The organism is Enterobacter sp. Res13-Sevr-PEC09-46 (assembly GCF_015672585.1).
Lineage (GTDB): Bacteria > Pseudomonadota > Gammaproteobacteria > Enterobacterales > Enterobacteriaceae > Enterobacter > Enterobacter hormaechei_C.
The window spans coordinates 419,391-437,697 of the sequence record NZ_JADABR010000005.1; the positions used below are offsets into that span (position 1 = coordinate 419,391).

At 56.4% G+C, this 18,307-nt stretch carries 18 protein-coding genes; 8 read left to right on the forward strand and 10 right to left on the reverse strand.

The annotated features are described in order from the left end of the window. Positions 1-32: 32 nt before the first annotated feature. Positions 33-392, reverse strand: a complete 360-nt coding sequence (locus tag IMQ56_RS03275; protein ID WP_017384957.1) for a protein YbgS — start codon at positions 390-392, stop codon at positions 33-35. A 304-nt stretch (positions 393-696) separates the two neighbouring features. Between IMQ56_RS03275 and aroG the strand changes: the two genes are divergently transcribed. Further along, positions 697-1,749, forward strand: coding sequence for a 3-deoxy-7-phosphoheptulonate synthase AroG (aroG, locus tag IMQ56_RS03280; RefSeq protein ID WP_003858564.1), 1,053 nt, complete (start codon positions 697-699; stop codon positions 1,747-1,749). Positions 1,750-1,810: 61 nt separating this feature from the next. On the opposite strand, the gene gpmA is transcribed toward aroG, so the two are convergent. The 7 genes from gpmA to modE form a co-directional block, all read right to left on the reverse strand. Next, positions 1,811-2,563, reverse strand: a complete 753-nt coding sequence (gene gpmA, locus IMQ56_RS03285) for a 2,3-diphosphoglycerate-dependent phosphoglycerate mutase (protein WP_006809557.1) — start codon at positions 2,561-2,563, stop codon at positions 1,811-1,813. Positions 2,564-2,828: 265 nt separating this feature from the next. Further along, positions 2,829-3,872 (reverse strand): galactose-1-epimerase, encoded by a 1,044-nt coding sequence (gene galM, locus IMQ56_RS03290; RefSeq protein ID WP_045328178.1) that lies wholly within the window; start codon positions 3,870-3,872, stop codon positions 2,829-2,831. Then, a complete protein-coding gene (gene galK, locus IMQ56_RS03295) occupies positions 3,866-5,014 on the reverse strand; it encodes a galactokinase (RefSeq protein ID WP_048220262.1) in 1,149 nt (382 codons plus the stop codon). Before galK ends, galM begins: the two co-directional genes overlap by 7 nt. Positions 5,015-5,016: 2 nt before the next feature. After that, complete coding sequence (gene galT, locus IMQ56_RS03300) at positions 5,017-6,063, reverse strand: galactose-1-phosphate uridylyltransferase (RefSeq protein ID WP_047717924.1); 1,047 nt, start codon at positions 6,061-6,063, stop codon at positions 5,017-5,019. A gap of 9 nt (positions 6,064-6,072) precedes the next feature. Continuing rightward, entirely contained in the window at positions 6,073-7,089 is a 1,017-nt protein-coding gene (gene galE / locus IMQ56_RS03305) for a UDP-glucose 4-epimerase GalE (protein ID WP_003858554.1), read from the reverse strand. Positions 7,090-7,290: 201 nt separating this feature from the next. Beyond that, positions 7,291-8,763 carry a molybdate ABC transporter ATP-binding protein ModF gene (modF, locus tag IMQ56_RS03310; RefSeq protein ID WP_196063724.1) on the reverse strand — a complete coding sequence of 491 codons (1,473 nt, stop codon included), beginning with the start codon at positions 8,761-8,763 and terminating at the stop codon, positions 7,291-7,293. 67 nt (positions 8,764-8,830) lie between these two features. Next, on the reverse strand, positions 8,831-9,619 hold the full coding sequence (gene modE, locus IMQ56_RS03315) for a molybdenum-dependent transcriptional regulator (protein WP_017384952.1): 789 nt from the start codon (positions 9,617-9,619) through the stop codon (positions 8,831-8,833). A 127-nt stretch (positions 9,620-9,746) separates the two neighbouring features. On the opposite strand from modE, the gene IMQ56_RS03320 reads away from it, so the two are divergent. The 4 genes from IMQ56_RS03320 to modC all read left to right on the forward strand — a co-directional run bounded on the left by IMQ56_RS03320 (position 9,747) and on the right by modC (position 12,601). Continuing rightward, the gene (locus IMQ56_RS03320; protein ID WP_003858549.1) at positions 9,747-9,899 is read left to right on the forward strand and encodes an AcrZ family multidrug efflux pump-associated protein; all 153 of its coding nucleotides are present in this window, start codon (positions 9,747-9,749) and stop codon (positions 9,897-9,899) included. A gap of 178 nt (positions 9,900-10,077) precedes the next feature. Next, positions 10,078-10,854 (forward strand): molybdate ABC transporter substrate-binding protein, encoded by a 777-nt coding sequence (gene modA, locus IMQ56_RS03325; RefSeq protein WP_017384951.1) that lies wholly within the window; start codon positions 10,078-10,080, stop codon positions 10,852-10,854. Next, positions 10,851-11,543, forward strand: coding sequence for a molybdate ABC transporter permease subunit (modB, locus tag IMQ56_RS03330; RefSeq protein WP_196063723.1), 693 nt, complete (start codon positions 10,851-10,853; stop codon positions 11,541-11,543). The genes modA and modB overlap by 4 nt, the downstream gene beginning before the upstream one ends. Beyond that, the gene (gene modC, locus IMQ56_RS03335) at positions 11,543-12,601 is read left to right on the forward strand and encodes a molybdenum ABC transporter ATP-binding protein ModC (RefSeq protein ID WP_017694124.1); all 1,059 of its coding nucleotides are present in this window, start codon (positions 11,543-11,545) and stop codon (positions 12,599-12,601) included. The genes modB and modC overlap by 1 nt, the downstream gene beginning before the upstream one ends. On the opposite strand, the gene IMQ56_RS03340 is transcribed toward modC, so the two are convergent. Then, the gene (locus tag IMQ56_RS03340) at positions 12,602-13,420 is read right to left on the reverse strand and encodes a pyridoxal phosphatase (protein WP_017384949.1); all 819 of its coding nucleotides are present in this window, start codon (positions 13,418-13,420) and stop codon (positions 12,602-12,604) included. A 119-nt stretch (positions 13,421-13,539) separates the two neighbouring features. On the opposite strand from IMQ56_RS03340, the gene pgl reads away from it, so the two are divergent. Beyond that, positions 13,540-14,535: a 6-phosphogluconolactonase gene (pgl, locus tag IMQ56_RS03345; protein WP_196063722.1), complete on the forward strand. Its 996-nt coding sequence runs from the start codon at positions 13,540-13,542 to the stop codon at positions 14,533-14,535. A 103-nt stretch (positions 14,536-14,638) separates the two neighbouring features. Here pgl and IMQ56_RS03350 read toward each other — a convergent pair whose 3' ends face one another. Next, on the reverse strand, positions 14,639-15,922 hold the full coding sequence (locus IMQ56_RS03350; protein WP_017384948.1) for a putative acyl-CoA thioester hydrolase: 1,284 nt from the start codon (positions 15,920-15,922) through the stop codon (positions 14,639-14,641). A 223-nt stretch (positions 15,923-16,145) separates the two neighbouring features. Here IMQ56_RS03350 and hutI point away from each other — a divergent pair, with 223 nt between their 5' ends. After that, positions 16,146-17,369 (forward strand): imidazolonepropionase, encoded by a 1,224-nt coding sequence (gene hutI / locus IMQ56_RS03355; RefSeq protein WP_196063721.1) that lies wholly within the window; start codon positions 16,146-16,148, stop codon positions 17,367-17,369. Next, positions 17,366-18,304, forward strand: a complete 939-nt coding sequence (gene hutG, locus IMQ56_RS03360) for a formimidoylglutamase (protein WP_015571092.1) — start codon at positions 17,366-17,368, stop codon at positions 18,302-18,304. Before hutI ends, hutG begins: the two co-directional genes overlap by 4 nt. The last annotated feature ends 3 nt before the right edge of the window (positions 18,305-18,307 follow it).

An 18,307-nucleotide genomic window follows, 5' to 3' on the forward strand; every position in this document is an offset into this window, starting at 1 on the left:
CATTCGCTCTCCCTGTTTTACCTTACGGAAGGTTACTGGGTAGTACCGTCCGTTTTGGTATTGGCATCGCTGCCTACTTTGTCATTCGGGTCCGGGCATTTCCCGTCTTTACACACAGAGTTTTTATGAACCTCGTCGGTGGTCATACCCTCATGGTTCATCGTGCCTGTGCTCGTCCCGCCGGTGTTGGTATTGCCCGTGTTGATATTACTGTTATCAACATTGTTTGGCGCAATATTCTGTTTTGCATCCGGCGCAACCTGGCCCGCTTCGGCAGCGGCATTAGCGTCGCCGTTGCTGCCGGATGAGCCTGCGTCAGCAGCCAGTACGCTACCGCTTGCCAGAGTTAGGGTTGCCGTCAGGAAAAGCGTAGTCAGTTTCGTCATTTTCATCATGGTGCTCCTGTTCTTATCGTTACGCTGGATAACATTCTCCAACAGTGCATCTTGTTCAGTGGCGAAAGATCCCAGTTTCCTGATTTATGTCAGGATGGAATCGCGTATAAATATTTAAAAACAGTCGTTACAAGTAAAAAGCTTAGGCCAGATCTCATTTTTCGCTATTTTGTTGTGTATTTTAGGCGAATTCCAGGAATTATCTGCGCGAAGTGTAAAAGCCCGTTTACACTTCGTGGCCGACAAGTTAGATTGAAAGGATTGCTTTCATTACTAAAGATATGGCAGAGCCGGAAAGAAGATGAATTATCAGAACGACGATTTACGCATTAAAGAGATCAATGAGTTATTACCTCCCGTAGCGCTCCTTGAAAAATTCCCCGCCACCGAAAATGCCGCCAACACGGTGTCTCATGCCCGCAAGGCGATCCACAAGATCCTGAAAGGTAGCGACGATCGTCTTCTGGTAGTCATTGGGCCGTGCTCCATTCACGATCCTGCTGCGGCCAAAGAGTATGCGTCGCGTCTGCTCGCCCTGCGTGAAGAGCTGAAAGGCGAACTGGAAATCGTGATGCGCGTTTATTTCGAAAAACCGCGTACCACCGTGGGCTGGAAAGGGTTGATCAACGATCCGCATATGGACAACAGTTTCCAGATCAACGACGGCCTGCGCATTGCGCGTAAGCTGCTGCTGGAGATCAACGACAGCGGGCTGCCTGCTGCCGGAGAATTCCTCGATATGATCACCCCGCAGTATCTGGCTGACCTGATGAGCTGGGGCGCTATTGGCGCGCGTACGACGGAATCTCAGGTTCACCGTGAGCTGGCGTCTGGCCTGTCATGCCCGGTGGGGTTCAAAAATGGCACTGATGGCACCATTAAAGTCGCTATTGACGCCATTAATGCGGCTGGCGCGCCGCACTGCTTCCTGTCGGTGACCAAGTGGGGCCACTCCGCTATCGTGAATACCAGCGGTAATGGCGATTGCCATATCATACTGCGCGGCGGTAAAGAGCCTAACTACAGTGCTAAACACGTAGCGGAGGTAAAAGCAGGGCTGGAGAAAGCGGGTCTGGCACCGCAGGTGATGATCGATTTCAGCCATGCCAACTCCAGCAAACAGTTTAAAAAGCAGATGGAAGTCGGCGCAGATGTGTGTCAGCAAATCGCCAGCGGTGAACGCGCAGTGATTGGGGTGATGATTGAGAGCCATCTGGTGGAAGGCAACCAGAACCTGGAGGGCAGCGAGCCGCTGGTCTACGGTAAGAGCGTGACGGATGCCTGCATTGGCTGGGACGATACCGATGCGATCCTGCGTCAGTTGGCGGATGCGGTTAAAGCGCGTCGCGGCTAAGTTTGTCCCGGGCAATAAAAAAGCGTGGATTGCTCCACGCTTTTTTTATGTCCGGCGAATATTACTTCGCTTTACCCTGGTTCGCCACGGCCGCCGCTTTTGCAGCGATTTCGTCGGCGTTACCCAGGTAGTAATGTTTAACTGGCTTGAAGTTTTCGTCGAACTCGTACACCAGCGGCACGCCGGTAGGGATATTCAGCTCGAGGATTTCATCTTCACCCATGTTGTCCAGGTATTTCACCAGCGCACGCAGGGAGTTACCGTGAGCAGCGATAATGACGCGCTCGCCGCTTTTCAGGCGTGGCAGAATGGTTTCGTTCCAGTAAGGCACAACGCGGTCGATGGTCAGCGCCAGGCTTTCGGTCTGCGGCAGTTCAGCCTCAGTCAGCTTCGCGTAACGCGGATCGTGGCCCGGGTAGCGCTCGTCATCTTTGCTCAGCTCTGGAGGCGTGACCGCAAAACCACGACGCCACTGCTTAACCTGCTCGTCACCGTATTTTTCTGCGGTTTCCGCTTTGTTCAGACCTTGCAGCGCACCGTAGTGACGCTCGTTCAGTTTCCAGGATTTCTCAACCGGCAGCCAGGCCTGATCCAGCTCGTCCAGAACGTTCCACAGGGTATGGATGGCACGTTTCAGCACAGAGGTGTAAGCAAAGTCAAAGGTGAAGCCTTCTTCTTTCAGCAGTTTACCTGCCGCTTTTGCTTCGCTCACGCCTTTCTCGGACAGATCAACGTCATACCAACCGGTGAAGCGGTTTTCGTTGTTCCACTGGCTTTCGCCGTGGCGCACCAGGACAAGCTTAGTATTAGCCATTTCTTACTCCTCAAGCATTTTGAATGATAACAATTCTCATTATATTGCCGTGACTGTGCCAGCAGCAACGCTTAACCCTAACCATAGCGAAAATAGTTCGAGAGTGTAAGATGCATGTGAATCCAGGGTTATGATTTTGTCTGCGATCGCCGCTATTTTCAGCAAGGCGGAGATAAAAAAGCCCTCGCGATGAGGGCCAGTCTTTTTTGCCGGATGGCGCTTCGCTTATCAGGCCTATATTCGTAGGCCCGTGCGCCGCCGGACATTAAGCGCGCGGAATGAAATGATACTCGGTGACGCTAACGTACTCTTCACCCGGACGTAGCACGCAGTCCGGCTGCGGCCATTCAGGATGGTTAGGCGTGTCCGGAAGGAACTCGCTCTCCAGCGCCAGTCCTTGCCAGGCGCCGTAGGCGTCATGTTCACGCGCCGTGGTACCCTCCAGATAGTTACCGGAGTAGAACTGTAGGGCGGGGGCGGTGGTGTAGACCGTCATCTGTAACTTCTCATCAGCAGACCAGACCTGTGCGGCAGGTTGAGAAAGATCGCCTTTTGCCTGCAACAGGAACGCGTGGTCGTAGCCTTTCACCTTGCGCTGATCGTCATCACTCAGGAAATCCTGAGCAATGGTTTTCGGCTGACGGAAATCAAAGCTATTTCCGCTTACCGGTTTCAGCCCCTGATAAGGGATACCCATCTCATCGACCGGCAGATACTCATCCGCCAGGATCTGGAGTTTGTGGCTGCGGACATCGGTCTGATTACCGTCAAGGTTGAAATAGGCGTGGTTAGTCAGATTGACCGGGCACGGCTTATCGACGGTCGCGCGGTACTCAATGGCGATGCGATTATCTTCGGTCAGGGTGAAGCGCGCAGTTGCGGTGAGATTGCCCGGGAAGCCCTGGTCTCCATCGAGGGAGTCCAGAGAGAACCAGACCTCACCGTCATTTTGCTGCACAATCTTCCAGCGACGTTTATCAAACCCTTCCGGGCCGCCGTGTAGCTGATTTTCGCCCTGGCTGGCAAGCAGGGAATACGTTACGCCGTCCAGCGTAAACTGGCTTCTGGCGATGCGGTTAGCGTAGCGGCCTATGGATGCGCCCAGAAAAGCGGTCTGCTCGATATACTGCTCCGGCGATGCGCAGCCAAGCAGGGTTTCGCGCACGCTGCCGTCAGGCATCGGTACGCGGGCAGAAAGTAACGTTGCGCCCCAGTCCATCAGCGTAACCACCATCCCGGCACTGTTGCGCAGGGTTAACAGGCGATACGGCAGACCATCCGGTGCGAGTGTTGGTGTTTCGTTTAGCACTGTCCGGCTCCTTGTGATGCTTTGCAGACATAGAAAGTTTCTTTGATGCCCGTTTTGGCTTCGTACTGTTTAGCCACCGCGTCCTGAATGGCAGGGACCAGCTCTTCCGGCACCAGGGCGACGACGCACCCGCCAAATCCGCCGCCGGTCATACGCACGCCGCCTTTGTCGCCAATCGTGGCTTTCACAATTTCAACCAGGGTGTCGATTTGCGGCACGGTGATTTCGAAATCGTCACGCATGGAGGCATGCGATTCGGCCATCAGCTCGCCCATCCGCTTCAGGTCACCTTTTGCCAGCGCGGAGGCGGCTTCTACGGTACGGGCATTTTCCGTCAGTATATGACGCACGCGCTTCGTGACAACCGGGTCCAGCTCGTGGGCAACCTTGTTAAATTCATCAAGTGAGACATCACGCAGGGCTGGCTGCTGGAAGAAGCGCGCGCCGGTTTCGCACTGTTCGCGACGGGTGTTGTACTCGCTGCCCACCAGGGTGCGTTTGAAGTTGCTGTTGATGATCACCACAGCCGCCCCTTTAGGCAGTGGAACCGCTTTGGTCCCGAGGGAGCGGCAGTCAATCAGCAAAGCGTGTTCTTTATTGCCCAGCGCGGAAATCAGCTGATCCATAATGCCGCAGTTGCAGCCTACGAACTGGTTTTCCGCTTCCTGACCGTTGAGGGCGATTTGCGCCCCGTCCAGCGGCAGATGATAAAGCTGCTGGAACACGGTGCCGACCGCCACTTCCAGCGATGCGGAAGAGCTTAATCCCGCCCCCTGCGGCACGTTGCCGCTGATCACCAGATCGGCCCCGCCGAAATTCTTGTTACGCTTTTGCAGGTGCTTCACCACGCCGCGAACATAGTTCGACCACTGCTGGCTGTCGTGGGTCACGATCGGCGCATCGAGGGAAAATTCGTCAATTTCGTTGCCGTAATCCGCGGCGATCACTCGCACATGACGATCGTCGCGTTTCGCGCAGCTGATCACCGTCTGGTAGTCGATGGCACACGGCAGGACAAAACCGTCGTTATAGTCTGTGTGCTCGCCGATCAGATTAACGCGGCCTGGCGCCTGGATAACATGGGTGGCAGGGTAGCCAAATTTTTCAGCAAACAGGGATTGTGTTTTATCTTTCAGACTCATTTTTAGACTCCTGATTCGCGGTAATGGACGTCGCTAACGGCACGCAGACGTTCTGCCGCCTGTTCCGCCGTCAGGTCGCGCTGGGTTTCCGCCAGCATTTCATAGCCCACCATGAATTTACGTACCGTCGCAGAACGCAGCAGCGGCGGGTAGAAGTGTGCATGTAACTGCCAGTGTTGATTCTCTTCGCCGTTAAACGGCGCGCCGTGCCAGCCCATGGAGTAGGGGAAGGAGCACTGGAAGAGGTTGTCGTAGCGGCTGGTCAGTTTTTTCAGCGCCAGCGCAAGGTCGTCTCGCTGGGCGTCGCTGAGTTCGGTAATGCGCTGAACATGGGCTTTAGGCAGCAGCAGCGTCTCAAACGGCCACGCCGCCCAGTAAGGGACCACCGCAAGCCAGTGCTCGGTTTCCACCACGGTACGGCTGCCATCCGCCAGCTCACGCTGGGTGTAATCCACTAGCATCGGCGAACCGTTCTGGGCGAAATATGCTTTTTGCAGTCGGTCCTCACGCTCGGCTTCATTTGGCAGGAAGCTGTTCGCCCAGATCTGACCGTGCGGATGCGGGTTGGAGCAGCCCATCGCCGCGCCTTTGTTTTCGAACACCTGCACCCACGGATAGCTCTGCCCCAGCTCTGCGGTTTGCGCCTGCCAGGTGCTGACCACCTCTTTCAGCGCCTCAACGCTGAGCTCCGGCAGCGTTTTACTGTGATCGGGCGAGAAGCAGATCACGCGGCTGGTGCCGCGGGCGCTTTCGCAGCGCATCAGCGGATCATGGCTTTCCGGCGCGTCCGGCGTATCGGTCATCAGCGCGGCAAAGTCGTTAGTAAACACGAAGGTGCCTTGGTAGTCCGGGTTTTTATCGCCCGTCACGCGCATATTGCCCGGGCAGAGGAAACAGTCCGGATCATGCTGCGGCAGCGTCTGTTTGGCAGGCGTCTCTTGCGCCCCCTGCCAGGGGCGCTTGGCGCGATGCGGTGAAACTAAAATCCATTGCCCGCTGAGCGGGTTAAAACGACGATGCGGGTGATCGACGGGATTGAATTGCGTCATGACAAATCCTTAATCTGGATAGCCTTGCGGATGGCGCGACTGCCAGTGCCAGGTATCCTGTGCCATTTCATCAAGCGTGCGGGTGACACGCCAGTTAAGCTCTTTATCCGCTTTGGTGGCATCGGCCCAGTAAGCCGGGAGGTCGCCATCCCGGCGGGGAGCGAAGTGATACTTCACCGGCTTGCCGCAGGCTTTACTGAAGGCATTCACCACGTCCAGCACGCTGCTGCCGATCCCGGCGCCGAGGTTGTAAATATGCACGCCCGGTTTATCAGCCAGCTGCTGCATCGCCGCCACGTGGCCGTCGGCCAGATCCATGACGTGAATGTAATCGCGCACGCCGGTGCCATCTTCGGTGGGATAATCGTTACCAAAAATCGCCAGGGAATCGCGGCGCCCTACGGCAACCTGCGCGATATACGGCATCAGGTTATTAGGAATGCCCTGCGGATCTTCGCCCATATCACCTGACGGATGCGCGCCAACCGGGTTGAAGTAGCGCAGCAAGGCAATGCTCCACTCAGGCTGAGCTTTTTGCAGGTCGGTCAGGATCTGCTCTACCATCAGCTTGCTTTTGCCATACGGGCTTTGCGGTGTACCGGTCGGGAAGCTTTCAACGTAAGGGATTTTTGGCTGATCGCCGTAGACGGTCGCGGAGGAGCTGAAGATAAAATTTTTAACGTTGGCCGCACGCATGGCGGAGATCAGACGCAGTGTACCGTTGACGTTGTTGTCATAGTACTCAAGCGGTTTTGCCACCGATTCGCCAACCGCTTTCAGGCCCGCGAAGTGGATAACGGTTTCAATCGCGTGATCGTGAAGGATTTCAGTCATCAACGCTTCATTGCGGATGTCGCCTTCCACGAAAGTCGGCTGTTTACCCGAAAGGCGTTCAATGACCGGCAGCACGCTGCGCTTACTGTTGCACAGGTTATCAAGAATGACGACATCGTGGCCGCTTTGCAGCAGTTGCACACAGGTATGACTTCCTATGTAACCGCTACCACCTGTTACCAGAACTCGCATATTTCGCTCCATTAGGCTTATGGTATGAATTAACCATAGCATATCAGAGACGCGAAAAGTGTGACATGGGATAAAATAGTGGTATCGTTTACACTGGTTTTCACACGCGCTTTTTCTCAGACTGAGAGCATTGTAGATCAAAGAGATAGAGATGTATTGTTGCAGGTTGTCTGAAAAGCGGAGGGCAGCGCCCTCCACGCGTTAATCGATTTTGCTCAGCAGGTAGCGGTATTGCTCGCCGTCAGGCACAAATTCCAGCCGATGGGTGATGCAGGACGGGGCATCTTCAGCATGGTGGGACACAAACAGCAGCTGGGTTTCACCTTCGCTAATCAGGACATCCACAAAGCGGCGGATCAGCTGACGGTTGAGCGGATCCAGCCCCTGCAACGGTTCGTCAAGAATCAGCAGCGTAGGGTGCTTGACCAGCGCGCGGACGATCAATGCCAGCCGCTGCTGCCCCCACGACAGGCTGTGGAATGGCGCATCGGCGACCCGGTTATCCATACCCAGAATATCCAGCCACTGCTGCGCCAGCTTGTGCTGCTTGTCGGATACCGCCTGATAAATACCAATGGAGTCGAAGAAGCCAGAGAGGATCACGTTTCGCACCGTGGTGCTCACCCGGTAGTCCAGATGCAGGCTGCTGCTGACATAGCCGATGTGCTTTTTGATATCCCAGATGGTTTCCCCGCTGCCGCGGCGACGGCCGAACAGGGTGAGATCGTTGCTGTATCCCTGCGGGTGATCCCCGGTGATCAGGCTCAGCAGCGTGGATTTACCCGCTCCGTTGGGGCCGACGATCTGCCAGTGCTCACCAGGATTAACCGTCCAGCTGAGGTGATTAAGAATAGGGCGATCGTCGTAAGCAACCAGCCCATCGCGCAGCACAATGCGCGGCTGGTCAGGCTCCAGCCCGTGGCGTGCCGAAGGCGCATCCGGCTCCGGCAGGGCAATACCGTCCAGTTTCTCGCTGTGCGCCAGCTGCGCAATCAGCGCCTGCCGGAGCAGTACGGCTTTCTCGCCGGTTTCGGTCAGGCTACAGTCCGCCAGCACGCCCGCATAATGTACGAAATCCGGGATCTCATCAAAGCGGTTAAGAACCAGCACAAGCGTGTATCCCTGCTGGTTAAGCGACGCCAGCAACGCTGCCAGCTGCGCGCGGGACTGCACATCCAGTCCGTCAAACGGTTCATCCAGGATCAGGAGTTCCGGCTCGCTCATCAGCGCCTGACACAGCAGCGTTTTGCGCGTTTCACCGGTTGAAAGGTATTTAAAGCGGCGATTAAGCAGGGCGGTAATGCCAAATTGCTCCGCCAGCTGCTGACAGCGGGCAGGATTTTTTATCTCATCCTGGATAATTTCCGCCGTCGTGCGGCCGGTATCTTCTTCGCCGGGGCTGAGCAAATCGGTATTGTTACGCTGCCACTCATCGCTGACCAGCTTTTGCAGCTGTTCGAAGGAAAGGCGCGTCAGCCGGGTAAAGGTGCACCGACGTTCACCCTTAAGTTGGGTTAATTCGCCTGCCAGAGCGCGTGCCAGCGCGGATTTTCCGCTGCCATTCGTGCCCACAAACGCCCAGCTTTCTCCGGCGCGAAGGGTTAACTCTGGCAGCGATAAGGTACGGGTATCGCTAAGACGAAACGTGCCTTGCGAAATATGCAATGATGACATGTGTTATCCCATTTTTTGCAGCAACAGATGTCAGGGATACTCAGTGTTAGCGGGGTTGTCAATGCGATTAGCACAATGTGGCGATAATTACCCGGTCTGCATTGAAATATGCGGTCACCACAGCACCTTCGTCTAATTCGGTCGCGTCGTTCACCGGAACGGTGGCGCAGAGCGACTGTCCATCCGGCAGAGTCATCAGCACTTCACACTGTTCTGCGCCGCGCTCGATGTGGCTGATACGCCCGCGTAGCTGGTTGTCGGCCTCTGCGGCCTGCTCAGGGTTGAGTGCGATGCTGATCCAGGGCGCTTTGAGTAATACCAGCACCTCCTGACCTTCGTTCAGCCCAAGGCGTTGACCACTTTGCGCGGTGATGGCGGCTTTCAGGCGCGTCGCACCGTCCGCAAGCAGGATCTCTATATGCTCCTGCACCTGCGAATGATCGCGCCCCGTCACCGTACCAAACCACTGGTTGCGGGCGCTGGTCTGCAAAGAGAAACGGGAGATGGCACCCAGCAGGCTGTCCAGCGGCAGGTTGTCGTCATCGCTCAGCACATCAAATGCTTTTTGCTGGATCTGCGCCAGTAAATCGTAGAGCTGGATCAGACGTTGCCCGTAACGCGTCAACACGGCGCCGCCGCCGCCTTTCCCGCCGGTGGCGCGCTCAACCAGCGTGTGTTCGCTCAGGGTGTTCATGTCGTTAATCGCATCCCAGGCGCTTTTATAGCTGATACCGGCGTTTTTGGCGCCCTGGCTAATCGAGCCAGTTTGTTCTATTTGTTTTAACAGGGCGATGCGTCGCGGATCGGCGAAAAGCTTCTGCTGAAGTCGTAGGGTGAGGAGAATTTCGGCCTGCATAACAGTGTCCCGGTAAAAAGGCTATTGTGACCCAAATGCCCGGGGGCGGAAAGCGCACCGCACAAAAGGGGATGTTTTTCTTACTTTTCAGGGTAGAATAAGCCGTTCACAAGATCTGGAGAAAACCATGTTAGAGTTGTTGAAAAGTCTGGTATTCGCGGTAATCATGGTGCCAGTAGTGATGGCTATCATCCTCGGTGCCATCTACGGCCTGGGTGAAGTGTTCAACGTCTTTTCGAACATTGGTCATCGTCGTGACCAGCCTAAAAAGCAGCAATGATTTCCTCCAAAACGCCCGGCCAGCCCGGGCGTTTTGCTCTCAAGTTTATTCCTTTCCCGCCGATATCTTTTACAACGTTCCTTGAGTTTACGCATTAATGGGTACGATTTAGCGCTAGGAACGCCTGCGATATGTCGTTATATTTATGTGTATATAACGACACGCACAGGAGCTTCAAATGGCACGTTCATGGGTACGCCTTTTCGCAGGGGCAACGCTGACTCTCTCACTCACCGCCCACGCACTGGCGGATGAAGGAAAAATCACGGTCTTTGCGGCGGCGTCGCTGACTAACGCGATGCAGGATATTGCTGCGGTATACAAAAAAGAGAAAAACGTCGAGGTGGTCTCGTCGTTTGCCTCCTCGTCCACGCTGGCCCGCCAGATTGAAGCGGGGGCACCCGCGGATCTGTTCATCTCTGCCGATCAGAAATGGATGGATTACGCGGTGGAGAAAAAATCTGTTGATACGGCGACCCGCGAAACGCTGCTGGGAAATAGCCTGGTGGTGGTCGCGCCCACAAACAGCAAGCAGGACGACATCGCCATCAACAAACAGACGGACTGGACCCGTCTGCTCAACGGTGGCCGTCTGGCGGTAGGCGATCCGGAGCATGTTCCTGCCGGGATTTATGCGAAAGAAGCGCTACAAAAACTGGGTGCATGGGAGACCTTATCGCCGAAGCTGGCTCCCGCAGAAGATGTGCGTGGCGCGCTGGCGCTGGTGGAGCGTAACGAAGCGCCACTCGGGATCGTTTACGGCTCCGATGCCGTCGCCAGTAAAGGTGTGAAGGTGGTGGGCACCTTCCCGGAAGACTCGCATAAGAAAGTAGAATATCCTGTTGCGATAGTTGATGGACATAAAAATGCGACCGTGACGGCCTTTGTTGACTACCTGAAGGGGCCGGAAGCGTCCGCGATCTTTAAACGTTACGGATTTACGACTCACGAATGATATTGACCGAACCTGAATGGCAGGCCGTGCTGCTGAGCCTGAAAGTCTCTTCCCTGGCGGTTGCGCTGAGTTTGCCCTTTGGGGTGTTCTTTGCCTGGTTACTGGTTCGCGTGAAGTTTCTAGGCAAAGCCCTGCTCGACAGTGTTCTCCATCTTCCGCTTGTCTTACCGCCTGTGGTGGTCGGATATCTGCTGCTGATCTCCATGGGGCGGCGCGGTTTTATCGGCGAATGGCTGTACGACTGGTTCGGACTGACCTTTGCTTTCAGCTGGCGCGGCGCGGTTCTGGCCGCGGCAGTAATGTCCTTCCCGCTGATGGTGCGCGCTATCCGCCTGGCGCTGGAAGGGGTGGATATCCGGTTAGAACAGGCCGCCCGCACGCTGGGCGCAGGCCGCTGGCGGGTATTCCTGACCATTACGCTTCCGCTCACGTTACCGGGCATTATCGTCGGTACGGTGTTAGCCTTCGCCCGCTCGTTGGGTGAGTTTGGCGCGACCATCACCTTTGTGTCGAACATTCCCGGCGAGACGCGGACCATCCCGTCGGCCATGTATACCCTGATTCAGACCCCGGGCGGCGAAGGTGCGGCGGCCCGGCTGTGTATTATTTCGATTGTGCTCGCTCTGGTCTCGCTGCTGGTGTCTGAGTGGCTGGCGCGCCTCAGCCGTGAACGGATGGGGAAATCGTGATGCTGGAACTCAACTTTACGCAAACCCTGGGCAGCCACACCCTGACGCTGAACGAAACGCTGCCTGCCAGCGGTATCACCGCCATTTTTGGCGTGTCCGGGGCGGGGAAAACGTCGCTGATTAATGCGATTAGCGGCCTGACGCGTCCCCAGTCTGGCCGTATTGTGTTAAATAACCGCGTCTTGAATGACGCGGAGAAGAAGGTCTGCCTGTCACCGGACAAACGCCGTATCGGCTATGTGTTTCAGGATGCGCGCCTGTTTCCGCACTACAGCGTTCGCGGGAACCTGCGTTACGGCATGGCAAAAAACATGGCCGGACAGTTCGATAAGCTGGTGGCGCTGCTGGGCATCGAACCGCTGCTGGATCGTCTGCCGTCGTCGCTGTCGGGTGGTGAAAAACAGCGCGTGGCGATTGGCCGCGCCCTGTTAACCGCGCCGGAACTGTTGCTGCTGGATGAGCCGCTGGCCTCGCTGGATATTCCGCGCAAGCGCGAGCTGCTGCCGTATCTGCAACGTCTGGCGCGGGAAATCAATGTGCCAATGCTCTACGTCAGCCATTCGCTGGATGAGATTTTACATCTGGCCGACAAAGTGCTGGTGCTGGAAGCGGGCAGGGTGAAGGCATTCGGCAATCTGGAGGAGGTGTGGGGCAGCAGCGTTATGCATCCATGGCTGCCAAAGGAGCAGCAGAGCAGCATTCTGAAGGTGAGCGTGCTGGAGCACCATCCGCACTACGCGATGACCGCGCTGGCGCTGGGCGATCAGCATTTGTGGGTGAATAAAATCGATACGCCGATTCAGTCCACGTTACGGATCCGCATTCAGGCGTCGGATGTCTCCCTGGTCCTGCAACCGCCGCTGCAAACCAGTATCCGCAATATTTTGCGCGCAAAAGTGGCGCAGTGTTTTGATGATAACGGCCAGGTGGAAGTGCAGCTGGAAGTAGGCAACAGAACGCTGTGGGCGCGCATCAGCCCGTGGGCCAGGGATGAGCTAGGCATCAAGCCTGGCCTGTGGCTTTACGCGCAAATCAAGAGCGTTTCCATAACCGCCTGATTACAGCAGGTGGGTATAAATATACTGCGCGATGCTGTCGGTGGTGTTATCGCCAATCACCACGTCAGCGCGCGCTTTCACCGCGTCATCGGCATTACCCATCGCCACGCCCGTTCCGGACGCTTCCAGCATGCTGATGTCGTTATAGTTATCGCCGAAGGCAATTACGTCCTGCATTGATCCGCCCTGCGATTCGACGAACTGGGTCAGACGCTTTCCTTTGCTGTTGCCTTTGCGGGCGATATCCACCTGATCGTGCCAGGACCATTCACATTCCAGACCCAGCGTATGCTCGACATGTTTTGCGAAAGTATTCAGTTTGGCGGTGTCTTCATCGGTCAGGGCAAATTTCCAGATTGCGTCGACGTCTTCCGCCGCCTGGCGCAGGGAGGAAACCTGAGTGAACACCGGACGCTGCGCTTCCGGCAGAGACAGAGCCCAGTTGCTGGTGCGGATCACATGGCCGGTAGGGCGTTCATACACCATGGCGTTGTCCACATACATCAGGCCGTGAATGGCATGCTCATCCAGTAAATCAATCAATTGCAGCGCCTGCGTAACGGGAAGCGGATCGGAGGCTAAAACCTTTTTTGCCTGATAATCATACAAATAGGTGCCATTACAACAAATTGCAGGTGTATCTAAGCCCAGTGCCTGATAAAAAGGATGAATGGCTACGTGATGTCGACCCGTTACGATGAGAAGTTGATACCCCGCTTCCTGGGCTCGTTTGAGGGCCTCAAGAGAAGAGGGGAGCAGGGTTTTCTGAGGGGTAAGCAGTGTTCCGTCTAAATCCAGGGCAATCACTCGCGAGGTCATTTTTTCTTCCGGGTTAATGTTGAATTTAAGGTCTGTCGGGATGGTACACCGAGAGCGGAACCCTGCAAAATCCCGGACTACAATTCAGCATTCACCGTTAAAAATAATCAGGAGTATTCATGAAACAAACCGTTTATACCGCCAGTCCTGAAAGTCAGCAGATCCATGTCTGGCGTTTGAATACAGAAGGTTCGCTTACGCTGGTTCAGGTTGTTGATGCGCCAGGCCAGGTGCAGCCGATGGTCGTCAGCCCGGATAAACGTTTTCTTTATGTCGGCGTACGCCCGGAATTCCGCGTACTGGCATACCGTATCTCCCCGGATGACGGCGCGCTGACCTATACCGCAGAAGCCCCGCTGCCGGGCAGCCCGACCCATATTTCCACTGACCATAAAGGCAACTTTATCTTCAGCGGCTCCTACAATGCAGGCTGCGTGAGCGTCACCCGCCTGGAAGACGGTATTCCCGTTGAAACCGTCGACGTGGTAGAAGGGCTAGAAGGTTGCCACTCCGCCAACATTTCGCCGGATAACCGCACGCTGTGGGTGCCAGCGCTTAAGCAGGACCGCATCTGCCTGTTCACCCTGAGCGATGACGGCCATCTGGTCGCGCAGAGCCCGGCGGAAGTCACCACCGTGGAAGGCGCAGGCCCGCGCCACATGGTCTTCCACCCGAATCAGCAGTATGCCTATGTCGTTAACGAGCTGAACAGCTCGGTAGACGTGTGGGAGCTGAACGATCCTAACGGACAGATCGAGTGCGTACAGACGCTGGACATGATGCCATCTGATTTCTCCGACACACGCTGGGCGGCAGACATTCACATTACGCCGGATGGCCGTCACCTGTATGCCTGTGACCGTACCTCCAGTCTGATCACCATCTTCAGCGTCTCTGAAGACGGCAGCGTCCTGGCAGTTGAAGGCTTCCAGCCGACAGAAACCCAGCCGCGCGGCTTTAATGTCGATCACAGCGGCAAATACCTGATTGCGGCGGGGCAGAAATCCCACCACATTGCGCTCTATGAAATCCAGGGCGTGCAGGGTCTACTGGAAGAGAAAGGACGCTATGCGGTCGGACAAGGGCCGATGTGGGTTGTGATTAACGCTCATTGATCCGTAGACGAAAAAAAACCTCGCAAATGCGAGGTTTTTTTATGCGCGGTTAATGCATGAGGTAGGCCGGGTAAGGCGCAGCCGCCACCCGGCAGCAGGCATTTTACTGCTTCGGCTCAGCAACCACTTTGCTACCCAGACCGCGGTTGTTATATTCCCACATGCGGTTAAAGTTAGCGTCATTCAGGTTACGCTGCACGTTGTCTTTATCATCCACCGTGCCGGTGTTGCCGGAGAAAGGACGTTTCGAGATCGCCGCATCCGCCCACGGTTTCGCCATGTTAAAGCCTTCGTTAATCACGCTGTCGCGGATCACGACCTGGCCGTTAGTGGCGGAGTCCACGTCCAGAGAGCGACCAAGCTGCGCCACGCCATCGCCAGCAGCAGTAAAGCGGCTATTCACGGCCAGGAAGCCATAGAACAGGTTAGACTGCGTGGCCGGGGCAAAGACGTAACCTTCCTGCTGCGTACGTGAATTCACCACGCGGAAGTCGGTGTTATCAAATACCACCGCGCCGCGGCCAGAGACCATATCCACGTCGCCTTCAATGTAGCTGTTGGTGACCAGAGTACGCGTCAGACGGTTGTTCTGAAGGGTATTCTGCACGCCGCTGTTGGTCACGAAGAAGGTGTTCTGGCGGCCCAGGATATTGACGTTGTTAATCTGTACCTTGTCGCCATCGCTACGCAGCGCCACGGCCTGATGATTACCTGCGTCAACGCTGTCGCCCAGGGTGTTCTGAATGGTCAGGTTCTGCAATTGCAGGCCATTGTTCTGTGACCAGAATACCGCCGAACACATCACGCCAATGGTGGCGGCACGCTTGCGCTGGCAGTTATCAAACATATACCACGCCGGTTTACCTGGCATGTATTTACCGGCCGGGTTCACCAGATGGCGCCAGGTGGTGCTGTCGATCTCTGAATCAATCGCCAGGCCAATTTTTACGTCGACCGCTTTTTCGCCCAGGCCGTAAAGCGTAATGCTTCCCGGTGCCGCCGGAACATAAACGGTTCCTTCGTATTCACCCGGCAGGATGGCAATGTACTGACGAGATGCGCTGTGTTTGGTGATTGCGGCATCAACGGCTGCCTGAATAGAGGTGTGTGTAACGCCCTCTGCCCCGGCCGGGCCGACAACGAAGTCTGGCTGTTTCGGCAGGTTAATAGAAGAAGGCGTCCACGGGGCTGCATTGGGATCCATCGCCGAGAAATAGTGCGCACGGGTGAAGTTCTTCGCTTCAGCCGCTGACAGGATCGGACGGGAAGCGGTGCCCGGAGCAACCTGCTCAGAAGGTTGCTGATCCGGTGGTGTTGAACTGCAAGCGGATAAAGTCACGCCAAAGGCGAGTGCCAACGCCAGACGGGAAATCCTGGAAATATTCAAGGTAATGCTCCTGGGTATGCAAGTCTTATCTGGATAGACGAAATAGCCTGCTTTTTTATACTAAGTTGAGCGAAACGGGAAGATAAAAACCGGAAAAGTTGCATTTTTGCCCGCAGGCGACGGGAAAGTCATCACAAATAAATAACATTTTCCCCCAATGCGGTTGACAGCAGGCGGCAGATGAAAATAAATGTCTATACAACCCATGACAAGCGGAAGGCACATGCAGCAGCTTCATCCCGATGATGTGATATGGCGAAATGCGCGACTGGCAACCCTGGCGACAGGTGAGGCGGAGCCCTACGGCCTGAGAGAACAACATGCCATCGTTGTGCGCGGCCAGACGATTCTGGCCATTATTCCTGAATCCGGGATCCCCTCCGGGCATCGTCAGTGTGTCGATCTCGACGGGCGTCTGGTTACCCCCGGCCTGATCGATTGCCACACCCATCTGGTGTTCGGCGGCGATCGCGCAGCGGAATGGGAGCAACGGCTTAACGGCGTGTCATATCAGACCATTAGCGCGCAGGGCGGCGGAATTAACGCCACGGTCACGGCCACCCGCAACAGTTCGCCGGAAACGCTCCTGACGGTGGCGCAGCAGCGACTCCAGCGGCTGATGAATGAAGGCGTAACGACCGTTGAAATCAAATCGGGATACGGACTGAATGCCGAAGCCGAAGAGAAAATGCTGCTGGTTGCCCGCCAGCTCAGCCTGAATAATCTGGTCGATATCAGCCCGACGCTGCTGGCCGCGCACGCCGTTCCTGCCGAGTACCGACAGGATCCGGATGCCTATCTGGCGCTGGTCTGTGAGCAGATCATGCCCACGCTGTGGCAAAAAGAGTTATTTGAAGCGGTGGACGTGTTTTGTGAAAACGTCGGCTTTACCCCGGCGCAAACCGAGCGCCTGTTCCGGGCCGCCGCCGCGCTCGGGATCCCGGTAAAAGGGCATGTAGAACAACTGTCGAATCTCGGCGGCGCGGCGCTGGTCAGCCAGTATAAAGGGCTGTCGGCCGATCATATTGAGTATCTTGATGATGAAGGTATTCAGGCGATGGCGCAAAGCGGCACGGTGGCGGTATTGCTCCCCGGCGCGTTCTATTTTCTTCAGGAGCGCCAGCGTCCACCGGTGGCGCAGTTGAGAGAGCAGGGCGTGCCGATGGCGGTGGCTACCGACTACAATCCGGGCACCAGCCCGTTTGCCAGCCTGCATCTGGCAATGAACATGGCCTGCGTCCAGTTTGGCCTCACGCCGGAAGAGGCCTGGGCTGGCGTGACGCGGCATGCGGCGCAGGCGCTAGGACGTGGTGCGACGCACGGGCAGTTAAAGCCCGGTTATGTGGCTGATTTCGTCGTCTGGGAGGCGAATCATCCGGTTGAGATGGTTTACGAGCCGGGGCGGAATCCTTTGTATCAACGCGTGTTTCGGGGGCAGGTAGCATGAAACTGTGGCATCCCGTCTCTCCGCAGGTCTGGCAGGGTCGTGACGACAGCGCCGAGTCCAGCACCGCGAAACGTCTCTTCCAGACCATACAGCAGCGCGAACACTTTTCTCCCGCGCCGTCAGGCATCGCCCTGCTGGGCTTTGAATGTGATGAAGGGGTTAAGCGTAACCAGGGCAGGCCCGGTGCTGCACAGGCGCCCGATGTGTTGCGTGGCGCGCTGGCGAATATGGCGAGCCATCAGGGGCATGCGCGCCTCGTGGATATGGGCGCTATTTATGTTGAAGGCCACGCGCTGGAGGCGGCACAGCAGGCGCTGAGCGAGGCCATAACCGCGTGCCAGCAATCCGGGATGCGTACTCTGGTTTTCGGTGGTGGACATGAAACCGCCTGGGCGCACGGGCGCGGCGTGCTGGACGCCTTTCCGAACGATCGCCTTGCGGTGATCAACCTGGATGCGCACCTCGATTTACGCAAGGCCGAACGGGCAACGTCCGGCACGCCGTTCCGCCAGCTGGCGCACTACTGCGCGTCTCAGTCGCGGGTGTTTCACTACGCCTGCCTGGGGGTAAGCCGTGCGGCGAATACTCAGGCGCTGTGGGAGGAAGCTGAGCGGTTGAACGTGACGCTGGTTGAAGATCTCGATTTTCGCCGGGATGCGCTATCCGCGCTGGATAGCGTGCTTGCGCAGGCAGACCGGGTTTATCTCACCGTTGACCTCGATGTGCTGCCTGCCGCAGAAATGCCCGCCGTGTCCGCCCCTGCGGCGTTGGGGATCCCGGCGCTGGATCTGTTCCCGGTTATTGAGCGTATCTGCCGAAGCGGTAAACTACAGGCGGCGGATCTGGTGGAATTTAATCCGCACTACGATCGGGACGGTCAGGGCGCTAAGCTCGCCGCCCGACTGGCCTGGCAAATTGCTCACTGGTGGGCATAACAA

Bases quoted from the DNA above. Each gene is read 5' to 3' on its own strand.
- modB (WP_196063723.1), top strand. From the start codon at position 10,851: ATGATATTGACCGAACCTGAATGGCAGGCCGTGCTGCTGAGCCTGAAA.
- hutI (WP_196063721.1), top strand. From the start codon at position 16,146: ATGCAGCAGCTTCATCCCGATGATGTGATATGGCGAAATGCGCGACTG.
- IMQ56_RS03340 (WP_017384949.1), bottom strand. From the start codon at position 13,420: ATGACCTCGCGAGTGATTGCCCTGGATTTAGACGGAACACTGCTTACC.
- galT (WP_047717924.1), bottom strand. From the start codon at position 6,063: ATGACGCAATTCAATCCCGTCGATCACCCGCATCGTCGTTTTAACCCG.
- IMQ56_RS03320 (WP_003858549.1), top strand. From the start codon at position 9,747: ATGTTAGAGTTGTTGAAAAGTCTGGTATTCGCGGTAATCATGGTGCCA.
- modF (WP_196063724.1), bottom strand. From the start codon at position 8,763: ATGTCATCATTGCATATTTCGCAAGGCACGTTTCGTCTTAGCGATACC.
- hutG (WP_015571092.1), top strand. From the start codon at position 17,366: ATGAAACTGTGGCATCCCGTCTCTCCGCAGGTCTGGCAGGGTCGTGAC.
- modA (WP_017384951.1), top strand. From the start codon at position 10,078: ATGGCACGTTCATGGGTACGCCTTTTCGCAGGGGCAACGCTGACTCTC.
- aroG (WP_003858564.1), top strand. From the start codon at position 697: ATGAATTATCAGAACGACGATTTACGCATTAAAGAGATCAATGAGTTA.
- gpmA (WP_006809557.1), bottom strand. From the start codon at position 2,563: ATGGCTAATACTAAGCTTGTCCTGGTGCGCCACGGCGAAAGCCAGTGG.
- modC (WP_017694124.1), top strand. From the start codon at position 11,543: ATGCTGGAACTCAACTTTACGCAAACCCTGGGCAGCCACACCCTGACG.
- galE (WP_003858554.1), bottom strand. From the start codon at position 7,089: ATGCGAGTTCTGGTAACAGGTGGTAGCGGTTACATAGGAAGTCATACC.
- galK (WP_048220262.1), bottom strand. From the start codon at position 5,014: ATGAGTCTGAAAGATAAAACACAATCCCTGTTTGCTGAAAAATTTGGC.
- modE (WP_017384952.1), bottom strand. From the start codon at position 9,619: ATGCAGGCCGAAATTCTCCTCACCCTACGACTTCAGCAGAAGCTTTTC.
- IMQ56_RS03275 (WP_017384957.1), bottom strand. From the start codon at position 392: ATGAAAATGACGAAACTGACTACGCTTTTCCTGACGGCAACCCTAACT.
- pgl (WP_196063722.1), top strand. From the start codon at position 13,540: ATGAAACAAACCGTTTATACCGCCAGTCCTGAAAGTCAGCAGATCCAT.